The following is a 25181-nucleotide window of genomic DNA, read 5'->3' on the forward strand; positions in this document are numbered from 1 at the left end:
CGGCGAGGGCACGACCATGACCACCCCCGATTTCAATCTGCTGCTGACCCTGGATGCGCTGCTCGATGAGGGCAGCGTGGCCGGGGCGGCCAGGCGGCTGAAACTCAGCCCCTCCGCCATGAGCCGGGCACTGGCCCGCCTGCGTGACACCACGGGGGATCCGCTGCTGGTGCGAGCGGGCCGGGGGCTGGTGCCAACACCACGCGCCCTGGCCCTGCGCGAGCGGGTCAGCCAGCTGGTGCAGGAGGCTGAGGCCGTACTGCGCCCCCAGCAGGAGATAGATCCGGCCCACCTGGTGCGCACCTTTCGTCTCAGATCCAGCGACGGTTTCGTGGAGAGTGTCGGGGCGGCCCTGCTGGCGCGGCTCGCCGCCGAGGCGCCCGGGGTGCGGCTGCATTTCATGGCCAAGCCCGACAAGGAGAGTCAGCCCCTGCGCAGCGGTGAGCTGGATTTTGAAACCGGCGTGATCGGCACCAATACGGCGCCCGAGCTGCGCACCCAGGCGCTGTTTCAGGATCGCTTCGTCGCCGTGGTACGGCCGGGCCATCCACTGTGCGAGGAGCCCCTGACCGCCGCCCGCTATGCCGCCGCCCGCCATGTGCTGGTGTCGCGGCGCGGGCAGGAGCACGGCCCCGTCGACGAGGCGCTCGCCGCCCTGAAGCTGGAGCGTGCCATCACCACCCTGGTGCCGGGGTTTGCCACTGCGCTGGCGCTGGTGCGGGGCAGCGATCTGGTGGCGACCGTGCCAGCCCTGCACTGCGCCTCCCTGCACGCCGATCTGGTGACTCTGCCCCTGCCCTTCCCCTTGCCCGGGATCACCCTGGCCCTGCTCTGGCACCCGCGGCTGGACGCCGATCCGGCCCACCGCTGGCTGCGCACCGTCATCCGCGAAACCTGCGCCCGCGCCCCCTATCAGGCCACCGCGAAAGAGCGGTGATCTGTGCTGCCATAATCCGCAGCACTACCTAGACGCCGACAGTGAAAGCACCTCTGCCGAGGTGTTTTCTTTCATTATGCTTGGCCAGACGGGCTCCCCCCCTTACCCCGTGACAGCCAAAGTCCAGAATGCACAACTGGTATACCTATTTATGTATAGCTTTGAATTGTATCGAATTACCCCTGAGGAGATATATAAATAGACACTTGATTTGCATCAATCGTCCCGTCCCTGCGACTGGGTAGCCTAGCCTCAGAATGATGTTTTATTACTCCAAACTAGAGGCAATCATGAGCAAAGTCAGGCTGGCCGTCATAGGGAACGGCATGGTGGGGCACCGCTTCATCGAAGAGTTGATCGAGCGGGCCGATCCGGACCGGTTCGAGATCACCGTCTTCGGTGCAGAACCGCGTCCCGCCTACGATCGAGTCCATCTCTCCTCCTACTTTTCCCACCATACCAGCGAAGATCTCTCCCTCGTCAAACCCGGTTTTTACGAGAAGCACGGCATCCGCCTGCTGCTCGGCGAAGCGGTGAAAAAAATCGACAGAGTGGCCCGCGAAGTGCATTCCAACAAGGGCACTATCGTCGGCTACGACAAGCTGGTGCTGGCCACCGGCTCCTACCCCTGGGTGCCGCCCATTGCAGGAAGTCAGCACCACGAGTGCTTCGTCTACCGCACCATAGAGGATCTGAAAGCCATCCGCAGCGCCGCCAAGAGCGGCAAGAGTGGTGTTGTCATTGGTGGCGGCCTGCTCGGCCTGGAAGCGGCCGGCGCCCTCAAGGCGCTCGGCCTCGAGACCCATGTGGTGGAGTTCGCTCCTGTCTTGATGGCGGAACAGCTCGACGGTCAGGGTGGCCAGCTGCTGCGCCGCAAGATTGAATCCATGGGGGTGCAGGTTCACACCAGCAAGAGTACCAGCGAGATCCTGATGCACGGCGGTCGTGACGCCCGGCATCGCCTCGCCTTTGCCGACGGCAGCACGCTTGAAGTAGATGTGGTGGTCTTCTCCACCGGCATACGTCCGCAGGACACCCTCGGCCGTTATTGCGAACTGGCCATCGCCGACCGTGGCGGCGTAGCTGTCGACGATCACTGCCTCACCTCGGATCCCGACATCTATGCCATCGGCGAGTGCGCCGCCTGGCAGGGTCGCTTCTTCGGCCTGGTGGCACCTGGCTACAAGATGGCCCAGATCACGGTCGACCACCTGCTCGGGGGCGACAGCCGCTTCGAAGGGGCGGACATGAGCGCCAAGCTCAAGCTGCTCGGCGTCTCCGTCGGTTCCATCGGCGATGCCCATGGCCGCCCCCCCGGCAGCCACAGCTATGTATTCCAGGACGATCAGACCGGCGTCTACAAGCGTATCGTGGTGAGCGAAGACAACAGTCGCCTGCTCGGCGCCGTGCTGGTTGGCGATGTGGATGACTACGGCAACCTGCTGCAGCTGATGCTCAACGCCATGCCGCTGCCCGCCCACCCGGATACCCTGATCCTGCCCGCCTATGCCGGTGCCAAGCCGACCCTGGGGGTGGATGCCCTGCCGTCCACCGCCCAGATCTGCTCCTGCTTCGACGTCTCCAAGGGCGACATAGCCCAGGCGGTCGCCGAGGGCCACACCACGCTGGCCGCCATCAAGCAGCACACCAAGGCCGGTACCGGCTGCGGCGGCTGCGTGCCGCTCATCAGCCAGGTGCTCAACGCCGAGCTGGTGAAGCAGGGCATAGAGGTCAACAACCACCTCTGCGCCCACTTCCCCCACTCCCGCCAGGAGCTGTTCCACCTGGTCAAGGTGGAAGGGATCAAGAGCTTCGACGAGCTGCTGGCCAGACACGGACACGGCTATGGCTGCGAGGTGTGCAAACCCACGGTCGGCTCCATCCTCGCCTCCTGCTGGAATGGCTATGTGCTGAGCCCGCTCAACACCCAGCTGCAGGACACCAACGACATCTTCCTCGGCAACATGCAAAAAGACGGCAGCTACTCCGTCATCCCGCGCATGGCCGGTGGTGAAGTGACCCCGGAAGGCTTGCTGGCGGTGGCCGAAGTGGCCCGCGACTACCAGCTCTACACCAAGATCACCGGTGCCCAGCGCATCGGCCTGTTCGGTGCCCAGAAGGACGATCTGCCCGCCATCTGGCGGAAATTGCTGGCCGCGGGCTTCGAGACAGGTCAGGCCTACGCCAAGGCGCTGCGCATGGCCAAGACCTGCGTCGGCAGTACTTGGTGCCGCTTCGGCGTGCAGGACAGCGTAGGCCTCGGGGTCTTCCTCGAGAACCGCTACAAGGGCATTCGCACCCCCCACAAGATGAAGTTCGGTGTCTCCGGCTGTACCCGCGAATGTGCGGAAGCTCAGGGCAAGGATGTCGGCATTATCGCCACGGACGCAGGCTGGAACCTCTATGTGGGCGGCAACGGCGGCATGAAGCCGCGCCACGCCGACCTGCTGGCCTCCGACCTGGATCGGGAGACCCTCATCAAGCTGATCGACCGCTTCATGATGTTCTACGTCACCAGCGCCGACAAGCTGCAGCGCACCTCGGTCTGGCTCGGCAACCTGGAGGGCGGGGTCGACTACCTGCGCGAGGTAATCGTCGACGACAAGCTGGGACTGAATGCCACCCTGGAGCGCGACATCCAGGTGCTGATCGACAGCTACGAGTGCGAGTGGTCCCGCACCCTGAATGAAGAGGAGCAGCTCAAGCGCTTCAGCCACTTCATCAACAGCGGCAAGCGTGACCCGGACGTGCAGTTCGTCAGCGAGCGCGATCAGCACAGGCCCGCCACTCCGGCGGAGCGCATTCCCGTCTACCAGATCGAAGTGGAGGCAAAGTGATGAAATTAGCCTGTCAGCTCAATGACATTTTTCCGGGCACAGGCGTCTGTGCCCTGCTGGAAGGGCGCCAAATCGCCCTGTTCCGCCCGAGCGACGCGGCCAAGGTGTTCGCCATCGACAACCGGGATCCCTTCTTCGCCGCCAACGTGCTGTCGCGGGGTCTGGTTTGCGAACACGAGGGTGAGCTCTGGGTCGCCAGCCCGCTCAAAAAGCAGCACTTTCGCCTGAGCGACGGTCACTGTCTCGAAAATGCAGCCATGTCGGTGCAGAGCTACCCCGTCGAAGTGCGCGACCAGCAAGTCTGGGTCGCCGTTTAACTCCATGAATATCGGGGCTGCCCACAGGTGGCCCCTTAAAGAGAACACCTATGTATACCGAGACCATCAACAAATGCGCCGCCAATGCGGCCCGCATCAACCGCTTCGAGCGCAGCGACAAGCTGGGCTTCTGGCTCAGCTCCGCCATGGCGGGGGCCTATGTGGGCCTGGGCATCATCCTCATCTTCACCCTGGGCAATCTGGTCGACCCCAGCATTCGCCCGCTGGTGATGGGAGCCACCTTCGGCATCGCCCTGACCCTGGTGATCATCGCCGGCTCCGAGCTGTTCACCGGCCACACCATGTTCCTCACCTTCGGGGTGAAGACAGGCAAGATCGCCATGGGCGATCTGCTGCGCATCCTGCCCCAGACCTGGGCTGGCAACCTGCTCGGATCCATCGCAGTGGCGCTGATCTACTCCTACGGCGGCAGCCTGCTGCCGGATGCGGGCAGCCTGGCCCACAAGGTGGCGCTGGCCAAGACCCAGGCACCGGCCCTGACCCTGTTTATGAAAGGGCTCCTCTGCAACTGGCTGGTCTGCCTCGCCATCTGGATGGCGCTGCGCACCGAGGGTACCGCCAAGTTCATCGCCATCTGGTGGTGCCTGCTGGCCTTCATCGCCTCCGGTTATGAGCACTCGGTCGCCAACATGACGCTGTTCGCCCTCTCCTGGTTCGGCGCCCATTCTGAGGCCTACACCCTGGGCGGCATAGGCCACAACCTGCTGTGGGTAACGCTCGGCAATACCGTCTCCGGCGCCCTCTTCATGGGACTGGGCTACTGGTATGCCACCCCGAAAGCGGATCGTCCGGTCGCAGTGACAGACGCCAACGCCGCCGTCAGCCAGACCCAAATAGCCTGATCCGGAGGCCCCATGGACTACTTGCCCATCTTTTGCCGACTCGACAACAAACCCGTACTGCTGGTCGGCGGCGGCGAGGTGGCGGAGCGCAAGGCGCGCCTGCTGCTGGACGCCGGTGCCCGCCTGACTGTGGTCTCTCCCGCACTCGACCCCGAACTGGCAGCGCTGGCCACAAGCGGGACGATCGACTGGCTGGCTGCCGAGTTCGAGCCTGCACACCTGACGGGCAAGTGGCTGGTGGTGGCCGCCACCGACAGGCGCGAAGTCAATGCGCTGGTCTACCAGAGCGCCAACCAGGCGGGCATCTTCGCCAACGTGGTGGACGATCCCAAACGATCCAGCTTCATCATGCCGTCGATCATCGACCGCTCACCGCTGATGGTGGCCATCTCCTCCGGCGGCAAGGCCCCGGTGCTGGCCCGATTGCTGCGCGAAAAACTCGAGGCCCTGCTGCCCCAGCACCTGGGCGCCGTGGCCGCCTTTGCAGGCGGCCTGCGGGCGCGGGTCAAGGCCCGTTTCGCCAGCATGGGAGAGAGGCGCCAGTTCTGGGAGCGGCTGCTTGGCGCCGACCGGCTCGGTCAGGCGCTGGCACGGGGTGACAAGGCATCGGCCAACCAGCTGGCCGACGCTCTGTTTGCCGAGGATGCAGGTGCCAAGGGGGAAGTGATCCTGGTGGGTGCAGGCCCGGGGGATCCCGGTCTGCTCACCCTGCACGCCCTGCGCCACATGCAACAGGCGGACCTGGTGGTCTATGACCGGCTGGTCTCCGATGAGGTGATGGCGCTGGTGCGCCGCGATGCCAAGCGTATCTTCGTCGGCAAGCAGGCGGGCAACCACTGCGTTCCCCAGGAGGGCATCAACCAGCTGTTGCTGGAAGAAGCCAGCAAGGGGCAACGGGTGGTGCGGCTCAAGGGGGGAGACCCCTTCATCTTCGGCCGGGGCGGCGAGGAGCTGGAGACGCTGGTCGGCAGCGGCGTGGGCTTCCAGGTGGTGCCGGGGATCACGGCGGCGAGCGGCTGCGCGGCCTATGCGGGCATTCCTCTCACCCATCGCGATCACGCCCAGAGCGTGCGCTTCGTCACCGCCCACGGCAAGGGTGGCACCCAGGATCTGGACTGGCCCCTGCTGGCTCGGGATCAACAGACTCTGGTGTTTTACATGGGACTCTCATCGTGCGCCACCATACGCCAGAAGCTGACGGCTCACGGCAAGGCGGGCACAACGCCGGTGGCGCTGATCGAGCGCGGCACCCAGCCTAGCCAGCGGGTCATCCGTGGCACCCTCGACCAGCTGCCGGAGCTGGCCGTCGGGGTCGAGAGCCCGGCTCTCATCATGGTGGGATCCGTGGTAACCCTGGCCGACAAGCTCGCCTGGTTCGGCCAGACCAACCATGGGGTGCAAGCCGCCGCACTGGCCTGAACCCGCTATCTGCCAGTCCATTCAGACCGCCGCCATCATGGCGGCGGGTTTTTATGACGTCTGACGGCACTCATGGTCATAACCTCCTGTTTTGAGTCTGGTATCCTATGGGGAGGTCATCCGGCCAACCGATTTCAGGAATTCCGTTTCATGTCTCACCCCGTCAAGAACAGCGCCAAACAGCGTGAAAAAGACAGAAGGCGCATCCTCACCCTGCTGCTGGCCGACGATGCCCTCACCGACAGCCTGCTCGACCCCCAGTCGGCACAGGATGCGGCCCAGCGCGACCAGACTGGCGAAATCATCCGTCTGGTGAACCGACTGCCCGCCGCCGACGTCGCCGATACCCTGGAATCCCTGCCGCCGGACGAGCGCCACGCGCTGTGGCAGCTGGTGAATGAAGAGAAGCATGGCCAGATCCTGGTCGAGGCATCGGAGACGGTGTGGGACAGCCTCATCAACGGCATGAGCGACAAGGCGCTGCTGCACGCATTGCGCTCTCTCGACATCGACGATCAGATCTATCTGGGCCAGTACCTGCCACGCAACCTGATGGGCCGCCTGCTCACCTCCATGGCCCCGCCCCAGCGCGAACGGGTACGGGACGTGATCCGCTACGGCAAGCACACAGTCGGCGCCATGATGGACTTCGAGATCATCACGGTGAGAGCCGAGGTGAGCCTGGCGACAGTGCAGCGCTACCTGCGCCTGCGCGGCAAGATCCCCGTCAACACCGACAAACTGTTCGTCATCGACAGGCGCAACCGCCTGCAGGGGGAGCTGCCCCTCACCACTTTGCTGCTGCACAAACCGGATACCCTGGTCGCCAACGTCATGGAGCGGGATCCTGTGACCTTCGACCCGGAAGACAACGATGAAGCGGCGGCCCGAACCTTCGAACGGGATGACCTGATTTCCGCGGCCGTGGTGGATGCCAAGGGCAAGCTGATGGGTCGCCTCACCGTCGCCGAGGTGGTGGACTTGGTGTATGAAGAGAGTGACACAGACCTGCGCCGCATGGGGGGTATCAGCGAAGATGAAGACCTGTTCGCCCCTGTCAGCAAGGCGGTCAAGACCCGCTGGGCCTGGCTCGCCATCAACCTCTGTACCGCCTTCGTGGCGTCACGGGTCATAGGTTTGTTCGAACACACCATCTCGCAACTGGTGGCGCTGGCGGCCCTGATGCCCATCGTCGCGGGGATCGGTGGCAACACCGGCAACCAGACTATCACCATGATAGTCCGCGCGCTGGCACTGCAGCATATCCAGGCGGGCAACATCTCCTTCCTGCTGTGGCGTGAGCTGGGGGTGGCACTCGTCAACGGCCTGGTGTGGGGCGGTACCATGGGGGTCGCGACCTATCTGCTCTATCAGGATCCGGCGCTGGGTGCCGTGATGACGCTGGCCATGATGATCAACCTGCTGGTCGCCGCCCTGATGGGGGTCATCATTCCCATGACCATGACCCGTCTCGGCCGGGATCCCGCAATAGGCGCCAGCGTGATGATCACCGCCATCACGGATACCGGCGGCTTCTTCATCTTCCTCGGGTTGGCCACCCTGTTCCTCATCTAGGAACGACCAGCCTCAAACAACAAAGGGAGCCACTATGGCTCCCTTTGACTATCCCGCCCGGCGCAGGCAGCTACACCCGGTACTTGGCCACCGCCTGGTGGAGCAGCTTGGCCTGCTCGGTCAACCCATGGCTGGATTTGGCATTCTCCTCCGCCATCAGGCTCGACTCCTGGGCGATATCACGGATGTTGGTCACGTTGCGATTCACCTCGTTGGCCACCAGGCTCTGCTGCTCGATGGCGGCAGCGATCTGGGTGCTCATGTCCATGATGTGAGTGACATCCTGGGTGATCTGCCCCAGCAGATCACCCGCCGTGCTGGCCTGCTCCGAGCTGCTGTTGCCCTGTTCCCGGCAGGTTGCCATCATGCCCACTATGCTGCCGGTCTGTTTTTGCAGCGAGCTGATGATGCCGGCGATCTCCTGGGTCGACTTCTGAGTACGGATGGCGAGGCTGCGTACTTCGTCTGCCACCACCGCAAAGCCACGGCCCTGATCTCCCGCCCGCGCCGCTTCTATGGCTGCATTGAGGGCCAGCAGGTTGGTCTGCTCGGCAATGCCGCGGATCACGTCCAGCACAGAGCCTATGGTCTCGCTCTCTTTCTGCAACTGGGCCACCTCGCGGGAGGAGCTCTCCAGATTGCCCGCCAGCGAGCGGATCTGGCGAACCGTGTTTTCGACCGCAGTGCGCCCCTCCATCGCCTTGATGTTGGTCGCCTGGGCATTGTTGGCAGCCTGCTCTGTGTTGCGTGCTATCTCCTCTATGGTGGAGCCCATCTCGGTGGAGGCCGTCGCCACCTGATCTGTCTCCTGCAACTGCCTTGACGCCCCTTCGCTCGTGCGTCTGACGTTGCTGGAGAGGTGATCCGCCGCCTCGGTCAGGGTATGCACGCTCTGCTTCACGTCGCCGATGAGATGGCGAAAGCCGCCCAGCATCACGTCCAGATTGCCCGCCAGCTGGGCCATCTCGTCAGCCCCTTTCAACTCAATCCTGAGGCGCAGGTCATTGTCCTGGCGGATGCGATTGACTGTGTCATTCACCCGCGAGATGGGTCTGTCTATGCTGCGGCCCAGCAGTACGCTCATGACGCCAATCAGCACTATGATCACACCGCCACACACCAGCATCAGACTGTTGAGGCGGGAGGTCTGCCGTACCAGCTCGTCGGCGATATGCTGGCCGACAGCCGCAAAGCCCTGCTCGGTCTGATGCACCAGATCCCGCATCTGGTTGCGCAGTCCCTCATCCTCTTTCAGTCCCAGCACCTGCATCCCCTGCACCAGGGCAACGAAGTCCTGCCGGTACTGCTGGCTGGCCTGCTCCAGCTTGCCACGGTCAGCCTCCGGCAATACTGCCAGATTATCCTGGAAGCTCTTGTGCAGGGTCTGGAAACGCTCCAGATACTGGATGTCGGAGCGCAGCATGAAGTCTTTCTCCGCCCGTCTCAGTTGCAGCATAGTGACGAGCAGCCCTTGCTGATCCAGCTGTTTGAGCCCCTCTTCAACCTGATGCACCGCCGCTCTCAAGCGGCCATAAAGCCCATCTTCCGGCCCCAACCCGATAGTCTGCTGCTGGGTCACCAGATCGTTGAAGGCCTTGCCATAGAGCCCCATCTGCTGATCCAGCCGGGCCAGTTCACCGTGCACGACGCTGATGTTGTCATCTGTGCTCAGAGTCCGGTTGAGGGTGTGGAAATCAGCCAACTCTTTATTGAAGCGCTCGACGAAGGTCAGATCCTTGCGGATCAGAAAATCCTTCTCGGCACGCCGCAGGTTCAACATGGCGATTTCGAGCCCGTCCACATTGCGTTGGGCTTCAGCCAGGTGGCGGCTTACCTGGCTGGAGTAGAGGAACAGAGCGCTCAGCACCAGCATGGCAACGGCCACCAGCGCGGTATTCAGGATCAATTTATGACGGATCAACACTATGGGCCTCTCACAAACAAGGGATGGACTGCATTGAGCTTATGCAGAAAACGTTATCCCTGTTGTTGTTCAAGGAATATTCATTGAAATGCCAGTCCCACTCCTTATACTGGTTCCACCTGTTTCCAGCGGTGGATTTGACACAATGGAATACAACACTTCAGAACTGTGCGACATCTATCAGGACATGGTGGATGTGCTCGAACCCATGCTCTGCTCCTTCGGCGGCCGCGCCTCTTTCGGCGGCGTCATCACCACGGTGAAATGCTTCGAATCAAACGGTCTTATTCGTGAGCTCGTCAAAGAGAACGGCGTCGGCCGCGTGCTGCTGATCGATGGCGGTGGCTCCATGCGCCGTGCCCTGATCGACAGCGACATTGCCACCACGGCCGCCGAGAACGAGTGGGAAGGGATCGTCTGCTATGGCTGCGTGCGCGAAGTCGACATCCTGGAAGATCTGGATATCGGCATCCAGGCACTGGCGGCCATTCCGGTCGGCGCCGACAGCAAGGACGTGGGAGAGACGGATCTGCCGGTCAACTTCGGTGGCGTCACCTTCCTGCCGGATGATCATCTCTACGCAGATACCACAGGGGTGATCCTCTCCCCTGAGGCACTCGATATCGAGTAAGCCGAAATCAACATGACGATGGGAGCCTTGGCTCCCATTTTTTATGGCTGAAACTTGCTGAAAAAAAGACAAAAAAAGAGGGCCAGAAGAACTGGCCCTATAACTGGAAGCAATGTGAGCAATGTCGTGCCTTCACAAGAAGTCCATCACGTTGGAACGAATGAAGTCTTTCCCGGAAAACAAGTTAACAATAATCATTCTCATTTAACTAAGCAACCCTTATTTTCCGAAAGTGCAAAAAAATTGACCACCGCCGGGGTGGTCAATCTCGTCAGGCTTGGCGCGTCGCCGTTTGCAGACCGGCCAATCCGGCCTCACCCACCAGCTTGCGGCTGAGGTAACGCAGCAAAACACCGTAGAGCGGTACAAACAACCCAAGGCTTATCAGCAACTTGAATACATAGTCCACGGTGGCGATCTCGACCCAGTGCTCGGCCATGAAGGGATCCGTGCTGCGCCAGAAGGCGATGCTGAAGAAGGCGATGGTATCCACCAGATTGCCAAACAGGGTCGAGGCAGCTGGCGCCACCCACCAGGCCCTGAGCAGGCGCAGCCGGTTGAACACCACCACATCCATGAACTGGCCCACCAGATAGGCCATAAAGCTGGCCAGCGCGATGCGCGCCACGAACAGGTTGAACTCGGCCAGATTACCGACCCCCTGGAAACTGCCTTCGAAAAACAGTACCGAGAGGACATAGGACACCGTCAGCGCAGGCAGCATGACTGTCTGGATAATCTTGCGTGCCAGACCGGCACCGAAGATCCGCACCGTCAGATCGGTGGCCAGGAAGATGAACGGGAAGCTGAAGGCGCCCCAGGTGGTGTGAAAGCCGAAAATGGTGATCGGCAGCTGCACCAGATAGTTGCTGCTGGCAATGATCAGGATGTGGAACAAAGAGAGACGCACCAGCGCCGTGCGGTGCTGAGCAGGGGTCAAATTCATATTGTGACCTTTTTGGTTAATGGGGTTAGGGAACCCATACCGCCACCATTGGCGATAATTGAGGGGCGAGATTATACGCCCCCCAACTGATAGTTCAATCTTTATGCTGCTGATTCGGCCAGCAGCCATTGTCGCCTAAGGGTCAAGACCATAGGCCCCAAACCGATAGTTCAATCTTTATGCAGTCGGCCAAGCCAGATCACCACCTCGCGATCTGCCGGCTGCACTGCCGCCAGCCAGCAACCGCTGTAGTGCTCATATTCCAGCCTGAGCTGACTCCCTTCAAATTCCAGCCGCCAGCTGTGACGATCGGCGCCCCACTCCTTGTCGACAAACCCTAACTCCCACTCCTGCAAGAAGCCCTCGGCCAACGCCGGAAAGGTATCCCAGCAGAGTCCCGGGCAATCCAGCATCACAACGCCTTGTTCCAGTTCGATGCGATTCACGCGCCAATTCATGGTTTATTCCTCAGCTACTGCAAGAAAGCTCACCACCGCAATACCACTGGGGAACGGGCGTAGCCAGATCTGCATGCTCGGGTTGTTCATCATAGGGCTGCTGCAAGGCAGCAAACAGCCGCTCGAACGGGGTCATATCCCCACCCTCGGCGGCATCTATCGCCTGCTGGGCCAGGACATTGCGCAGCACGTACTTGGGATTGATGGCATCCATCTGTGCCTTGCGGACGGCATCCTCGCCCCCCTCCCGGGTCAGCCTGACCCGATAAAGTTCAAGCCATCCCTGCCAGAGGGCAGGATCCGGCAGCAAGGCCAGCAGAGAGACAGGACACTCCCCCTTCCCTGTCACCTCACCCAGGCGGCGCAGGAAGAGGTGATAATCCACCCCCTGGCTCGCCAGCAGCTGGAACAGCTGGCGGAACAGGGCGGGATCTTCCTCCTCCCACTGCGTCAGCCCAAGCTTGGCCCGCATCAGCTCGGAATAGTGCAGCATCAGCTGATGTTCGTACTGGGCCAGCGAGGTGGCCAGGGCGTCGCCGTCGACATGCCCGGCCAGCGCCTGAGCTAGCTTTTGCAGATTCCAGTAACCCACCGCCGGTTGCTGATCCAGTGCATAGCGACCATCCGGATCCGAGTGGTTGCAGACAAAATCCGGCACATAGGCATCGATGAAACCGTAGGGACCGTAATCCAGGGTCAGTCCGAGCAGGGACATGTTGTCGGTATTGAGCACACCGTGGCAGAAACCCGCCGCCTGCCACTTGGCGATGAGTCGTGCCGTGCGGCGCACGACTTCGGCAAACAGCTCGGCGCCGTTTTCCAGTTCGGGGAAGTGGTAACGCAGCAGATAGTCGATAAGAGCCGGGATCTTCTCCCCCTGACCACTCCAGGCAAAATATTCGATGTGACCGAAGCGCAGATGGCTGGGCGCGGTACGCAACACGGTTGCGCCCGTCTCTTCCTGCTCCCGGTAGACAGGCTCCTTGCTGCCCACCAGCACCAGTGCGCGGGTGGTAGGGATACCGAGGGCATGGAGCGCCTCTGAGGCAAGATACTCGCGGATGCAGGATCGCAGCACGGCTCGGCCGTCACCGAAGCGGGAGAAGGGCGTCTTGCCAGCCCCTTTCAGATGCAGATCCCAGCGCTGGCCATCGGTGGCCAGTTGCTCCCCCAGCAACAGGGCGCGGCCATCACCGAGGCGCGGGCTGTAACCACCAAACTGATGGCCCGCATAGACTTGTGCCACAGGCTGCATGCCAGACAGCGGCTGCCCCAGTCCACAACAGGCAAGCCAGTCAGTGTCACTGACACCATCCAGCCCCAGCTCGGCCAGCAGGCCACGATTGAGATGCAGCAACCTGGGTTCACGCAGTGGCTGGGGGACGACAGGCTCACAAGCCCAGGGCAATTCAGTGGCAAAAGTGTTGATCAGCTTCATGGTGGTGCGATTCGTCCCTGCGTATGCTCGTGTCACTCTTTATACCGCCGTCGGCCGAGTTCGGCTAACGGGCGATTGCGCTATTTCATTTCAAGGAGAAGAAGATGCAAAGATGGGTGTATGCCCTGCCGCTGCTGGCACTGGCTTGGGGACATCTGGCCAAGGCCGCCGATATCGAAGCGGGCAAGGCCAAGGCGGCGGTCTGTGCTGCCTGTCACGGGGTAGAAGGCAAGGCACTGATCCCCAACTATCCCCATCTAGCCGGCCAGAATGCCGCCTATCTGGTGAAACAGTTGAAAGCCTTCAAGGATGGCAGCCGCCAGGAGCCCTTGATGGTACCTTTTATGGCCCCCTTGACCGAAGCAGACATGGAAAATCTGGCTGCCTTCTATGCCAGCTTGAAATAACCCGCCTTACCCAGACGACCCCGGCCCTCATCTTGCCCAGAGTTGGAGGTGAAAAATTTCGCCTCCCCTCCCGCCCTTTTGAGGGGGGAGGTTGGAGTCATTGCCTACCGCTGGCAGTAGTCGATGATAAGGTCCATAAAGGCTTCGCCGAAGCGCTCCAGCTTGCGATGCCCGACGCCGTTGATGGCGAGCATCTCAGCCTCGGTCATCGGCATCAGCTGAGCCATCTCCACCAGGGTCGCATCGTTGAACACCACGTAGGGCGGCACCTCTTCGTCTTCGGCGATCTGCTTGCGCAGGCCGCGCAGCTCCTTGAACAACCGTTTGTCGTAGTTGGCGTTGTCCAGCAGGCCGTTGCGCTTCTCCTTGCGACTGGAGATGGGTTGCAGCCGTGGCACCGCCAGTTCCAGCTTCATCTCGCCACGCAGCACGGGGCGGGACGCCTCAGTCAGCTGCAGCACCAGATTGCGGGTGATGTTCTGGGTCAGCAGCCCCTTGTGGATCAGCTGGCGGATCACGCTCATCCAGTACTCGTGGCTCTGATCCTTGCCGATGCCGTAGGTCGACAGCTTGTCGTGGCCGTGATCCTTGATACGCTGGTTGAGAGAGCCGCGCAGCACTTCCACCACATAGCCCACCCCGAAGTTCTGACCCACCCGCCAGACGCAGGAGAGCGCCTTCTGGGCATCTTCGGTGCCGTCGTAGCTCTTGGGCGGATCCAGACAGATGTCGCAATTGCCGCACGGCTTGTCGTTGTACTCGCCGAAGTAGTTGAGCAGCACCTGACGACGACAGGTCTGCGCCTCGGCAAAGGCCGCCATCACGTTGAGCTTGTACTGCTCAACCTGCAACTGCTGGGGGTTTTCTATGTTGTCGAGCAGGCGCCGCACCCGGCCTATGTCGGCGGGATCGTACAGCAGCAGCGCCTCGGCCGGGGTACCGTCACGGCCGGCCCGGCCGGTCTCCTGATAGTAGGATTCGATGTTCTTGGGGATGTCGTAGTGCACCACGAAGCGCACGTTGGGCTTGTCGATCCCCATGCCGAACGCCACCGTCGCCACCACTATCTCGATGTCATCCTTGAGGAAGTCATCTTGGGTCTGCTGGCGCTGGGCCAGGGGCAGACCGGCGTGGTAGGGCGCGGCCTTGCTGCCGTGGCGGGAGAGGCGCTCGGCCACCTCCTCCACCCGATTGCGGCTGGAACAGTAGACGATGCCGCAGTTGCCCTTCTGGCTCTGCACATAGCGCAGCAGCTGCTCCGCCGCCTTGAACTTCTCCACCAGGCTGTAACGGATATTGGGCCTGTCAAAGCTGGCGGTATGGATGAAGGGATCGTTGAGCTCCAACCGGTGCAGCATGTCGCTGCGGGTCGCCTCGTCAGCGGTGGCGGTGAGCGCCACCACGGGCACCTGGGGGAACCACTGCTTGAGCCGCCCGAGCGCCGCGTATTCCGGCCGAAAATCGTGGCCCCACTGAGAGACGCAGTGGGCCTCGTCGATGGCGAACAGGCCGAGTGGCAGCTCCGCCAGCCGATCCATGAACTCGTGCTGCAACAAGCGCTCGGGGGAGACGTAGAGCAGCTTAATCTCGCCGCGACGCATGGCGGCAAAGTTCTGGATCATCTCCTCCCGGCTCAGGGCCGAGTTGATGTAGATGGCCGCCACACCGTTGGCGCGCAGGCTGTCCACCTGATCCTTCATCAGCGAGATAAGCGGGGAGACCACTACGCCCAGCCCGGGTCGCAGCAGCGCCGGGATCTGGAAGCAGAGTGACTTGCCGCCACCTGTGGGCTTGAGCACCATGGCATCCCGTCCCGCCACTATCTGCTCGATGATCTCCAGCTGGCCCGGCCGAAATTGCTGGTAGCCGAATACCGCCTGCAACAGGGCAAGAGGGGTATCGGGCAAGGTTTCGGCAATGACGGTCATGGGCTCTCCTTTGGGGTCGCCATTCTAAAGCAGCCGCCGCTCACAATAAACCTGCCATTGCGACTGTTAAGTAAGTGTTGCAGACTGGCTGGAGTTTTTACTCGGCTTTGATGACAGGGATCGGTATCAGAGAATGAAACACATGCTGAAGAAGATGGCGCTCAGTGGCATTGCCAACCTGTTCGCCGAGCGGATGCCGTTCAACAAGCTGATTGGCATGCAGGTGACCCACTACGACTTCGACAAGGTGGAGCTGCGTATCAAGATGGATGACAAGCTGATCGGCAACCCCTTCCACAACATCTTGCACGGCGGCGTCACCGCCAGCCTGCTGGATGTGGCCGGTGGCATGATAGTCGCCGCCTCCTGCATTGATGAGCTGGAAGATTTCTCCCCCAGCTACCTCAAGGAGCGATTCTCCCGCCTCGGCACCATAGACCTGCGGGTGGACTACCTGCGCCCGGGTCGCGGCAACGAGTTCATCGCCACCGCCCACATCATCCGTGCCGGCAGCAAGGTCGCCGTCGCCCGGATGGAACTGCACAACGAAGAGGGCACCCACATCGCCTTCGGTACCGGTACCTATCTGGTAGGCTGACCCCACCTATTGCATAAAAACCACGCTGCTAATCTGATTTTAATCATTAGAATCGTTACCCCCTCTGCCGCCCACGGGTCCATACTGAAATTCGGGATTGTGTGCAGAGGGAGGATTGCAGGCGATGAGTGCGAAACTGGCCACCAAACCATCCAGAGCGTTGTTGACACTGCTCGAGTCCATGCTCGACGAGGTGCAGACACCCGAGTGTCGCCACTGGCTGGAACAGGAGCTTGAGGGATACTCCCTCTGTTCGCACCTGCCCTGGTATCGCATCGTAGCCTGTCGGCAACGCGGTCACTTCTTGGATCTGAAGACGGGAAAATATTTGACCTGTCACATAAACAGTCAAACGCTAAGCCAACGCGATCTGGCCCAGATTCAGTTCATTTATGCCCGTGAACCCGCCGCCCATTATCTACTGCAACGCCATTCCGGTATTGAACCCTGGCCAGAACAGCTGCTGGAAGATTATCAAGAGCAGTTGATCCCCGGCCATTTATGCCTGCAAGCCTGGCATGAGCCCGTGTCTTCATTACGTTCACAACTGATGGAGGGAATCGAACATTTCATTAGTGAGTACCCCAAGCACGCGGCCTTGCAACCTCAACACAGCTTCAAGGCATTGCGGCATCAGCACTGGCATATCTGAGTAAGCGCCTGGCGCGCAAGGAGGGCACCATAGACAAGACCCATAGCGAGATTGCCACAATCTAGAGTGCCGGAGTCAGGATCAGACTCCACCCATGGGCCACCGAGCGGTGGCCCTTTTAATGGCTGCGCAACACGACGGCAAGAAGAGACAAGAGGAAAGAGGAAAGAGAAAAGAAAAGCTGTCTCGGTATCGATATGCCTCGGTCACAACCAGCAACCAGCAACCAGCAACCAGCAACCAGCAACCAGCAACCAGCAATATTTTTCGTACCGAAGATCAGCAAAATCCAGATGCGAAAAGGCCGCTCATTGAGCGGCCTTTTCTAATATGGTCGGTGTGAGAGGATTCGAACCTCCGACCCCTTCGTCCCGAACGAAGTGCGCTACCAAGCTGCGCTACACACCGATGTCTGCGGGGCGAGAATTTACCTAAAGCCCTGACATGACACAAGCCTTTTTTACGTTTGACAGGAAAAAAATGGCCATTGGTTCAACTATTCAACGCTTTGGCCCAGGGTTCACAGAAAGGGTGCACCGCTGTGACATTTTTCCAACCTACCTCAGGAAAACTGAAATTCGGCCGGGCCCAGCAAACGGCGCTGCCAATCAGCCACCACACCATGTTCCAGCCAGTTGGCCGCATGCTGGCGCCAATTGGGGGATAGCGCCGGGTTTTCCAGCAGCAACAGCAGATCCGCTTCGTTGCGCACCTGGTTGAACAATATGTCTGCGGTGCACTTCACGGTCAGAGCGGGATAGGGTCTGTCGACCAGCTCCATCGTCTCCTGCGGTGCGACAGTCCCCTCCTCCAGCACCCGCAACAACCAGCCACAGCGACCACTGAGTTGCATCACCTGAGAGAGCTGGGGGTAACCAAAGCGCAGGTTCAGTTTGAAACAAGGGGACCTGGGCTGGCTTATCTGGATCAGCGCCTCACCGAGCCGATAGACATCACCAATACAGGCCTGCTCCTCGGTCAACCCAAGGCCGGACAGATTCTCGCCAAAAGCGGCTGGTTGCCAGGGTGTGCGGGGCGCAGCAAGGCCCATGGCGGTTTGCCAGTTGTGCCACCAGGGGTAGTGATCGGCAGGGTAGTAGTGCAGCGCCCTATCCGGGCCGCCATGATGACGTGGGTCACTTTGCTCATCGCCACCCAGGCCGCCAAAACCGCACCAGAGCGGTATGGGCGTGGCTTGCTTGTTGATGGCACTGACCAGGCCCGGTACCAGTTCGGTACCCTGGCCACTAAAGATGGAGATCCGCATTCTCATCCTCCGGATTGACGAGAGAATGCGGATATTAGCACGAGGTCAGGCGACTGCCTGCATCTGGGTAGTCATGGCGATCTCGGCGCGGCGACGTTTTTCCGCCCTGGCCATCAGATACCAGCTGCTGAAGGTGAACAGCGACACTGACAGCAGGATCAGGCTGGCCACAGCGTTGATCTCGGGTTTCACCCCGAGCCGCACTGCCGAGAAAACTTCCATCGGCAAGGTGGTCGCGCCCGGCCCCGAGACAAAGCTCGCCAGCACCAGATCATCCAGCGACAGGGCAAACGACATCATGCCGCCCGCCGCCAGCGAAGGGGCAATCATGGGGATGGTGATCAGGAAGAACACCTTCCAGGGCTTGGCTCCCAGGTCCATGGCCGCCTCCTCGATGGAGAGATCCAGCTCCCGCAGTCGCGCCGACACCACGATCGCCACATAAGCGGTACAGAAAGTGGTATGCGCAATCCAGATGGTCAGCATGCCACGCTCGGCAGGCCAGCCCACCAGTTGCGCCATGGCGACGAACAGCAGCAACAGCGACAGACCCGTGATCACTTCGGGCATCACTAGGGGTGCCGTCACCATGCCACCGAACAGGGTCCGGCCACGGAAGTGCGGGATCCGGGTCAGCACGAAGGCGGCCACAGTCCCCAGCGCCACGGCAGCAACCGCAGTGTAGAGCGCTATCTCCAGCGAGCGCAGCACGGATCCAATCAGCTGCTTGTTATCGAGCAGGCCGAAGTACCACTTGAGGGACCAGCCTCCCCACACCGTCACCAGCTTGGAGGAGTTGAAGGAGTAGATCACCATGATGACCATGGGCAGGTAGATAAACAGCAACCCCAGCCATAGCATCATCTTGGCAAAACCGAAACGTTTCATACCTTGCCCTCCAGCTCTTTAGCCTGGTTGCAATTGAACAGGGAGGACAGAGGGACTATCAGCAGTTCCTTCTTCATACCTTGCCCTCCAATTCCTTAGCCTGGTTGCGGTTAAACAGGATGATGGGGACTATCAGCACCGCCAGCATCACTACCGCCAGGGCAGAGGCTACCGGCCAGTCGCGGTTGTTGAAGAACTCCTGCCACAGCACCTTGCCGATCATCAGGGTCTCCGGGCCACCAAGCAGCTCCGGGATCACGAACTCACCCACGACCGGGATAAACACCAGCATGCAGCCGGCAATGATGCCGTTCTTGGAGAGGGGCACAGTGATCCGCCAGAAGCGTGTCAGGTTGCGGGCACCGAGATCGGAGGCTGCCTCCAGCAGACTCTGGTCATGCTTGACCAGATTGGCATAGAGCGGCAGCACCATGAACGGCAGGTAGGAGTAAACGATGCCGATGTAGACAGCCAGGTTGGTGTTGAGGATCTGCAGCGGTTCGTCGATGAGGCCTATGCCCATCAACAGGCTGTTTAGCAGGCCGTTGTTGCTGAGGATCCCCATCCAGGCGTAGACCCGGATCAGAATGGCGGTCCAGGTTGGCATCATGATGAGCAACAACAAGACCGTCTGGGTCTCCTTGTTGGCGCGCGCTATGGTGTAGGCCATGGGATAGCCGATCAGCAGACAGAGCACTGTGCTGATGAAGGCTATCTTGAGGGAGCCAATATAGGCAGCTATGTAGAGCTCATCCTCCTGCAGCAACAGGTAGTTGCCCAGGTTGAGCAGTATGGTGAGCTGATTGTCGGCCCAGCTCACCACGTCGGTATAAGGCGGGATCGCCACGTCCGCTTCGGCGAAGCTGATCTTCACCACTATGATGAAGGGCAGCAGGAAGAAGAGGAACAGCCAGAAGAACGGAATGCCGATCACCAGCTGGCGCCCACCCAGTCGCTTCAGTCGTCTCAATGCCTTCATGATTGCAGCACCACGCCGCTGTCATCTTCCCAATAGAGGAACACCTGGTCATCCCAGGTTGGCCGCTTGCCGTGGCGTTCGGCATTGGCGATGAAAGCCTGAACGATTTTGCCCGAGGGCAGCTGGATATGATAAACCGAGTGACCACCCAGATAGGCGATGTCATAGACCTCACCCTTGGTCCAGTTGAAGTCCGGATGTTCGATCTCTGTCGGTTTCTGGGTACTCATCAGCAGTTTTTCCGGCCGCAGCGCGTAGGTCACCTTCTTGTTCTCGGCCCGGGAGCTGATGCCGTGGCCCACGTAGATGGGCTGTTCCAGATCGGCACAGGCGATGGTGGCGTGGTCCTGCTCATCCTCCACCAGCAGGCCGTCAAACAGGTTGACGTTGCCGATGAACTCGCACACCAGCCGACTAGCCGGGGTTTCGTAGATATCCATCGGGCTGCCTATCTGCTCGATGCAGCCCAGGTGCATGATGGCGATCCGCTCGGCCATGGTCATGGCCTCTTCCTGATCATGGGTCACCATGACGCAGGTTACGCCGACCCGCTCTATGATCTCCACCAGCTCCAGTTGCATCTGTGAACGCAGCTTCTTGTCCAGCGCCCCCATGGGTTCGTCCAGCAGCAACAGCTTGGGGCGCTTGGCCAGGGAACGAGCCAGAGCGACCCGCTGGCGCTGACCACCGGAGAGCTGATGCGGCTTGCGGCGCGCATACTGGGCCATCTGCACCAGCTTGAGCATCTCTTCCACCCGCGCATCCACCTCCGCCTTGGGCAGGCCATCCTGCTTGAGGCCAAAGGCGATATTCTGCGCCACCGTCATGTGGGGGAACAGGGCATAGGACTGAAACATCATGTTGATGGGACGTTCATAAGGCGGCATATCGGTGATGTCGACGCCATCGAGGAACAGTCGCCCCTCTGTGGGGCGCTCGAATCCCGCCAGCATCCGCAGCAGGGTCGATTTGCCGGAGCCGGAACCTCCCAGCAAGGCGAAGATCTCCCCCTTGTGGATGTTGAGGGACACGTTATCGACCGCCAGCGTTTCATCGAACTGCTTGCTTACCCGATCTATTTTGACCAGCACTTCTTTGCGCTGCTGGTTGCCCTCGAGGGCTTTCTTGTAGGCACTGGAGGCTATCGCCATTACCAAACTCCCAAACGTGATACCGGCCTTTGGCCGATCCATAAAACAATCTGGCGCCCCGGGGTGGGCGCCAAGGTTAGGTTCCGGACTTGATCTTGGTCCAACTCCGGGTGATCAGACGCTGCACCGCCCGGGGATGCGCTTGCTGCACATAGAGCCGTTCCAGCACCGCCTGGGGTGGATAGACTGACTCGTCATCTCGCACGCTCTCGTCCATGTACTCTCCCGCCTTGGCATTGGGATTCGCATAGCCCACATAGTTGCTGACCTTGGCGATCACTTCGGGCTGGAGCACATAGTTGATGAGGGCATGCGCCTCTTTCACATTGGTGGCATCCGCCGGGATAGCCATCATGTCAAACCAGAGATTGCCCCCCTCTTTCGGGATGCTGTAGGCAATATTGATCCCCTTGCCCGCCTCGTCGGCACGGGCCGCTGCCTGCAATATATCGCCGGAGAAGCCCGCCGCGACACAGATGTCGCCATTAGCGAGATCGCCTATGTACTTGGAGGAGTGAAAATAGGTCACATAGGGCCGCACCTTCAGCAACTGTTCCTCGGCACGCTTGATATCTTCCGGTTTATGACTGTTGGGATCGAGTCCGAGGTAGTTGAGCACGGCCGGGATCATCTCGTCCGCCGAGTCGAGGAAGGCGACACCGCAACGGGACAGCTTCTGCATATTTTCCGGTTCGAAAATCACAGCCCAGGAGTCAATCTTGTCGACTCCCAGCACATCCTTGATCTTGTCGACGTTGTAACCGATGCCGTTGGTTCCCCACAGGTAGGGGACTGCGTATTGGTGACCCGGATCCACCTTGTCGAGCTGCTTGAGCAAGACGGGATCCAGGTTGACCAGATTGGGCAGCAGGGCGGGATCCAGCTTCTGGAATGCGCCTGCCGTGATCTGCTTGGCCAGGAAGTTGTTGGAAGGCACCACCAGATCGTAACCAGTGCGTCCGGTCAGCAACTTGCCTTCCAGGGTCTCGTTGGAGTCAAACACGTCATAGACGGTCTTGATCCCGGTCGCCTGCTGGAAATCGCTGAGGGTGGTTTCACCGATATAATCGGACCAGTTGTAGAAATGAACCACGGGGGCGGCATGAGCCAGGCTTGCCAACCCCAGGGCCAGGGTCATAGTCACTGTCTTGGTTGTGTGCACGTATCAGTCCTCATCTGTTTTGGTATGCCAGCTGCGCATCCATACGCGCCGTTCAACCTGTCGGGTTGTCACCACCCTCCCGGCCGAACTGCAGACCGGGAGGGGTACTCGTCACTTACTTGCCAGACTTGATCTTGGTCCAGCTGCGGGTCATCAGACGCTGCACCTTGGCCGGCAGATCCGGGAAGGTATAGATCTTCTGCAGCGTCTCGGCGTTGGGGTAGATACCCGGGTCGGTACGGATAGCCTCATCCACCAGGGGCGTCGCGGCCTTGTTGCCATTCGGGAACTGCACAAAGTTGGTGATGCTGGCGATGACCTCAGGCTTCATCAGGTAGTTGATGAAGGTGTGAGCCGCCTCCGCATTCTTGGCATCAGCCGGAATGGCGATCATGTCAAAGAAGCTGCCCGCCCCCTCTTTCGGAATGGTGTAGGTCAGCGCCACGCCGTTGTTGGCTTCCGCCGCCCGCGCCTTGGACTGCTGCAAGTCACCGGAATAGCCGACCGCGACGCAGAGGTTGCCGTTGGCCAGATCCGAGATGTACTTGGAGGAGTGGAAATAGGCGGTATAGGGGCGGATGGAGAGGAACAGTGCCTCTGCCTGCTTCAACTCGTCCGGCTTCTGGCTATCCGGTTTGAAGCCCAGATATTGCAGGGCGGCCGGCAGCATTTCGGTCGGTGAGTCGAGGAAGGAGACACCGCACTCCTTCAACTTGGCCATGTTCTCCGGTTTGAACACCAGATCCCAGGAGTTGACCGGCGCATCCTTGCCCAACACGGCTTTTACCTTCTCGGCGTTGTAGGCATAGCCGATGGTGCCCCACAGGTAAGGAATGGAGTACTGGTTGCCCGGGTCACTCGGTTCGAGCGCCTTCAACAGGTCGGCATCCATATTTTGCCAATTGGAGAGTTTGGACTTGTCCAGTTTCTGGAACACGCCCGCCTTGATTTGCTTGGCCAGGAAGGGGTTGGACGGCACGACTATGTCGTAACCTGAACTGCCCGCCAGCAACTTGGCTTCCAGCACCTCGTTGCTGTCGAATACGTCGTATACCACCTTGATGCCCGTCTCTTTCTGGAAGTTTTCCAGGGTCTCCGGCGCGATATAGTCGCTCCAGTTATAGACGTGCAACACCTTCTCGTCGGCCATCGCCCCGGTACTTGCCATGACCAGCGCCACAGAAGCGGCAATCATTCCCGTTTTGAAAGACATCGTCCTTGTCTCCTAAGCAAATTATATGCGCAAGCCAACCTGCCCAGCCCCCGCCTATCCTTTCAGCTTTGCAGCCGTCAGATCCAGACTGAGCCTGGCCAGATTGACCAATTCATCCACCTGTTCCTCGGTGATGACCAAGGGGGGCGATATGATCATGGTATCGCCGACCGCCCGCATCACCAAGCCATTGTTAAAGCAGAATTCCCGGCAGGTCATGCCGGCTTGCAGCCCAGCCGGGAAGCGGCTGTTGGTCTGCTTGTCCTGCACTATTTCCAGCGCGGCCACCAGGCCTTTGCCACGGGTTTCGCCCACCAGCGGATGGTCTGCCAGTTCGCGCCAGCGGCGCTGCAAATAGGGGCCGATAGTATCATGAATTCGCTTAACTATGCTTTCGCTTTGCATAAGCTTAATGTTGGCAATGGCGACGGCGCAGGCCACCGGATGACCGGAATAGGTGAAGCCGTGGTTGAATTCGCCGCCCTCCTCCACCAGCACCCTGGCAACGCGATCCCCCACCATCACGGCCCCCATGGGCAGATAGCCGGAGGTGATGCCCTTGGCCAGGCACATGAGGTCCGGCTTGATGCCGAATCCCTCGCTGGCGAACCAGTGGCCGGTACGGCCAAAGCCGCAGATCACCTCGTCGGCAATGAGCAGGATGCCGTAGTGATCGCAGATACGCTGGATCTCGGGCCAGTAGCTGTCGGGCGGAATGATGACGCCGCCGGCGCCCTGGATGGGCTCGCCGATGAAGGCGGCCACCTTGTCGACCCCCAGTTCCAGGATCTTCTGCTCCAGCTGGCGGGCACGCTCCAGACCAAACTCGTGGGCACTCATTCCCTGCCCCTCACCGAAGTGATAGGGCTGATCGATGTGCACTATGCCGGGAATGGGCAGGCCGCCCTGGGCGTGCATGCCCTTCATGCCACCCAGACTGGCACCCGCCACGGTGGAGCCGTGATAGGCGTTGTGGCGGCTGATGATCACCTGCTTGTCCGGCTGCCCCTTGCTGGCCCAGTAGTGGCGGACCATGCGCAGCACCGTATCGTTGCACTCGGAGCCAGAACCGGTGAAGAAGACATGATTGAGATGGGGCGGAGTCACCTCGGCCAGCAGGGTCGCCAACTCGATCACAGGAGGGTGTGCGGTCTGGAAGAAAAGGTTGTAGTAGGGCAGTTGCTGCATCTGTTTGGTGGCTGCCTCCACCAGCTCCTGACGACCGTAGCCCATGTTGACGCACCAGAGTCCCGCCATGCCGTCCAGAATGCGACGTCCGTCGGAGTCTTCCAGATAGATGCCTTCGGCCCTGGTGATGATGCGGCTGCCCTTCTGGTTCAGCGCCTGAAAATCGGTAAAGGGATGCAGGTGGTGGCTGGCATCCAGTTGCTGCCACTCACGTGTCGTGTGCTGCATTGTATTTGCTCCTCGGTTCCTTCGATTTAAGCGGGACTCTTTCGTCAATCAATCCGGGTGGCAGGCGCTATTTCAGTCACTGCCACTCTCAGGTGGCATGCTGCCACCTGGCTCGCTTTCTGGTGTCTTCGATACAAGGACAGGAGAGGCCGGGTCTGGCCTCCCCCGCAGTAAG

At 60.5% G+C, this 25181-nt stretch carries 22 protein-coding genes and 1 tRNA gene; 10 read left to right on the plus strand and 13 right to left on the minus strand.

What is annotated here, in order from left to right; all coding sequences use genetic code 11:
- The first annotated feature begins 16 nt into the window (after positions 1 to 16).
- The 6 genes from ONZ54_RS21350 to mgtE all read left to right on the plus strand — a co-directional run bounded on the left by ONZ54_RS21350 (position 17) and on the right by mgtE (position 7948).
- Complete coding sequence (locus ONZ54_RS21350; protein ID WP_265467891.1) at positions 17 to 937, plus strand: LysR family transcriptional regulator; 921 nt, start codon at positions 17 to 19, stop codon at positions 935 to 937.
- Positions 938 to 1227: 290 nt separating this feature from the next.
- A complete protein-coding gene (nirB, locus tag ONZ54_RS21355) occupies positions 1228 to 3774 on the plus strand; it encodes a nitrite reductase large subunit NirB (protein ID WP_271787088.1) in 2547 nt (848 codons plus the stop codon).
- A complete protein-coding gene (nirD, locus tag ONZ54_RS21360) occupies positions 3774 to 4091 on the plus strand; it encodes a nitrite reductase small subunit NirD (RefSeq protein ID WP_271787089.1) in 318 nt (105 codons plus the stop codon). The genes nirB and nirD overlap by 1 nt, the downstream gene beginning before the upstream one ends.
- Before the next feature lie 50 nt (positions 4092 to 4141).
- The gene (gene nirC / locus ONZ54_RS21365; protein ID WP_271787090.1) at positions 4142 to 4954 is read left to right on the plus strand and encodes a nitrite transporter NirC; all 813 of its coding nucleotides are present in this window, start codon (positions 4142 to 4144) and stop codon (positions 4952 to 4954) included.
- 12 nt (positions 4955 to 4966) lie between these two features.
- A complete protein-coding gene (gene cysG / locus ONZ54_RS21370; RefSeq protein ID WP_271787091.1) occupies positions 4967 to 6373 on the plus strand; it encodes a siroheme synthase CysG in 1407 nt (468 codons plus the stop codon).
- Positions 6374 to 6523: 150 nt separating this feature from the next.
- Positions 6524 to 7948, plus strand: a complete 1425-nt coding sequence (gene mgtE, locus ONZ54_RS21375; protein WP_058395131.1) for a magnesium transporter — start codon at positions 6524 to 6526, stop codon at positions 7946 to 7948.
- A 70-nt stretch (positions 7949 to 8018) separates the two neighbouring features.
- Here the strand turns inward: mgtE and ONZ54_RS21380 are convergent, their stop codons facing one another.
- Positions 8019 to 9872, minus strand: a complete 1854-nt coding sequence (locus ONZ54_RS21380) for a methyl-accepting chemotaxis protein (protein ID WP_096118930.1) — start codon at positions 9870 to 9872, stop codon at positions 8019 to 8021.
- A 145-nt stretch (positions 9873 to 10017) separates the two neighbouring features.
- On the opposite strand from ONZ54_RS21380, the gene rraA reads away from it, so the two are divergent.
- Complete coding sequence (gene rraA, locus ONZ54_RS21385; protein WP_005318362.1) at positions 10018 to 10503, plus strand: ribonuclease E activity regulator RraA; 486 nt, start codon at positions 10018 to 10020, stop codon at positions 10501 to 10503.
- 271 nt (positions 10504 to 10774) lie between these two features.
- On the opposite strand, the gene ONZ54_RS21390 is transcribed toward rraA, so the two are convergent.
- The 3 genes from ONZ54_RS21390 to ONZ54_RS21400 all read right to left on the minus strand — a co-directional run bounded on the left by ONZ54_RS21390 (position 10775) and on the right by ONZ54_RS21400 (position 13345).
- Positions 10775 to 11449, minus strand: coding sequence for a 7-cyano-7-deazaguanine/7-aminomethyl-7-deazaguanine transporter (locus tag ONZ54_RS21390; protein ID WP_059111846.1), 675 nt, complete (start codon positions 11447 to 11449; stop codon positions 10775 to 10777).
- A 170-nt stretch (positions 11450 to 11619) separates the two neighbouring features.
- The gene (locus tag ONZ54_RS21395; RefSeq protein WP_271787092.1) at positions 11620 to 11907 is read right to left on the minus strand and encodes a DUF3630 family protein; all 288 of its coding nucleotides are present in this window, start codon (positions 11905 to 11907) and stop codon (positions 11620 to 11622) included.
- Between the two features lie 10 nt (positions 11908 to 11917).
- Entirely contained in the window at positions 11918 to 13345 is a 1428-nt protein-coding gene (locus ONZ54_RS21400) for a protein adenylyltransferase SelO (RefSeq protein WP_271787093.1), read from the minus strand.
- 104 nt (positions 13346 to 13449) lie between these two features.
- On the opposite strand from ONZ54_RS21400, the gene ONZ54_RS21405 reads away from it, so the two are divergent.
- Positions 13450 to 13752 (plus strand): c-type cytochrome, encoded by a 303-nt coding sequence (locus ONZ54_RS21405; protein WP_125608323.1) that lies wholly within the window; start codon positions 13450 to 13452, stop codon positions 13750 to 13752.
- Positions 13753 to 13856: 104 nt separating this feature from the next.
- Here ONZ54_RS21405 and recQ read toward each other — a convergent pair whose 3' ends face one another.
- Positions 13857 to 15680, minus strand: a complete 1824-nt coding sequence (recQ, locus tag ONZ54_RS21410) for an ATP-dependent DNA helicase RecQ (protein ID WP_271787094.1) — start codon at positions 15678 to 15680, stop codon at positions 13857 to 13859.
- 133 nt (positions 15681 to 15813) lie between these two features.
- On the opposite strand from recQ, the gene ONZ54_RS21415 reads away from it, so the two are divergent.
- On the plus strand, positions 15814 to 16278 hold the full coding sequence (locus tag ONZ54_RS21415) for a thioesterase family protein (RefSeq protein ID WP_058395137.1): 465 nt from the start codon (positions 15814 to 15816) through the stop codon (positions 16276 to 16278).
- A gap of 124 nt (positions 16279 to 16402) precedes the next feature.
- Positions 16403 to 16930 carry an AbiTii domain-containing protein gene (locus ONZ54_RS21420; protein WP_271787095.1) on the plus strand — a complete coding sequence of 176 codons (528 nt, stop codon included), beginning with the start codon at positions 16403 to 16405 and terminating at the stop codon, positions 16928 to 16930.
- Between the two features lie 331 nt (positions 16931 to 17261).
- Here ONZ54_RS21420 and ONZ54_RS21425 read toward each other — a convergent pair.
- The 8 genes from ONZ54_RS21425 to ONZ54_RS21460 form a co-directional block, all read right to left on the minus strand.
- A tRNA-Pro gene (locus ONZ54_RS21425) sits at positions 17262 to 17338 on the minus strand.
- Positions 17339 to 17492: 154 nt separating this feature from the next.
- Positions 17493 to 18197 (minus strand): MOSC domain-containing protein, encoded by a 705-nt coding sequence (locus tag ONZ54_RS21430; RefSeq protein WP_271787096.1) that lies wholly within the window; start codon positions 18195 to 18197, stop codon positions 17493 to 17495.
- Between the two features lie 45 nt (positions 18198 to 18242).
- Positions 18243 to 19085, minus strand: coding sequence for an ABC transporter permease subunit (locus ONZ54_RS21435; protein WP_005318337.1), 843 nt, complete (start codon positions 19083 to 19085; stop codon positions 18243 to 18245).
- Between the two features lie 73 nt (positions 19086 to 19158).
- Complete coding sequence (locus tag ONZ54_RS21440; protein ID WP_005318334.1) at positions 19159 to 20064, minus strand: ABC transporter permease subunit; 906 nt, start codon at positions 20062 to 20064, stop codon at positions 19159 to 19161.
- A complete protein-coding gene (potA, locus tag ONZ54_RS21445) occupies positions 20061 to 21215 on the minus strand; it encodes a polyamine ABC transporter ATP-binding protein (RefSeq protein ID WP_005318332.1) in 1155 nt (384 codons plus the stop codon). The genes ONZ54_RS21440 and potA overlap by 4 nt, the downstream gene beginning before the upstream one ends.
- A gap of 76 nt (positions 21216 to 21291) precedes the next feature.
- Entirely contained in the window at positions 21292 to 22353 is a 1062-nt protein-coding gene (locus ONZ54_RS21450) for a polyamine ABC transporter substrate-binding protein (RefSeq protein WP_005318330.1), read from the minus strand.
- A 139-nt stretch (positions 22354 to 22492) separates the two neighbouring features.
- Complete coding sequence (locus ONZ54_RS21455; protein ID WP_034523517.1) at positions 22493 to 23590, minus strand: polyamine ABC transporter substrate-binding protein; 1098 nt, start codon at positions 23588 to 23590, stop codon at positions 22493 to 22495.
- A gap of 54 nt (positions 23591 to 23644) precedes the next feature.
- The gene (locus tag ONZ54_RS21460) at positions 23645 to 25006 is read right to left on the minus strand and encodes an aspartate aminotransferase family protein (RefSeq protein WP_042468411.1); all 1362 of its coding nucleotides are present in this window, start codon (positions 25004 to 25006) and stop codon (positions 23645 to 23647) included.
- Positions 25007 to 25181 lie beyond the last annotated feature (175 nt).

Source organism: Aeromonas salmonicida, from assembly GCF_028355655.1.
In the GTDB taxonomy this organism is placed as follows: domain Bacteria; phylum Pseudomonadota; class Gammaproteobacteria; order Enterobacterales; family Aeromonadaceae; genus Aeromonas; species Aeromonas salmonicida.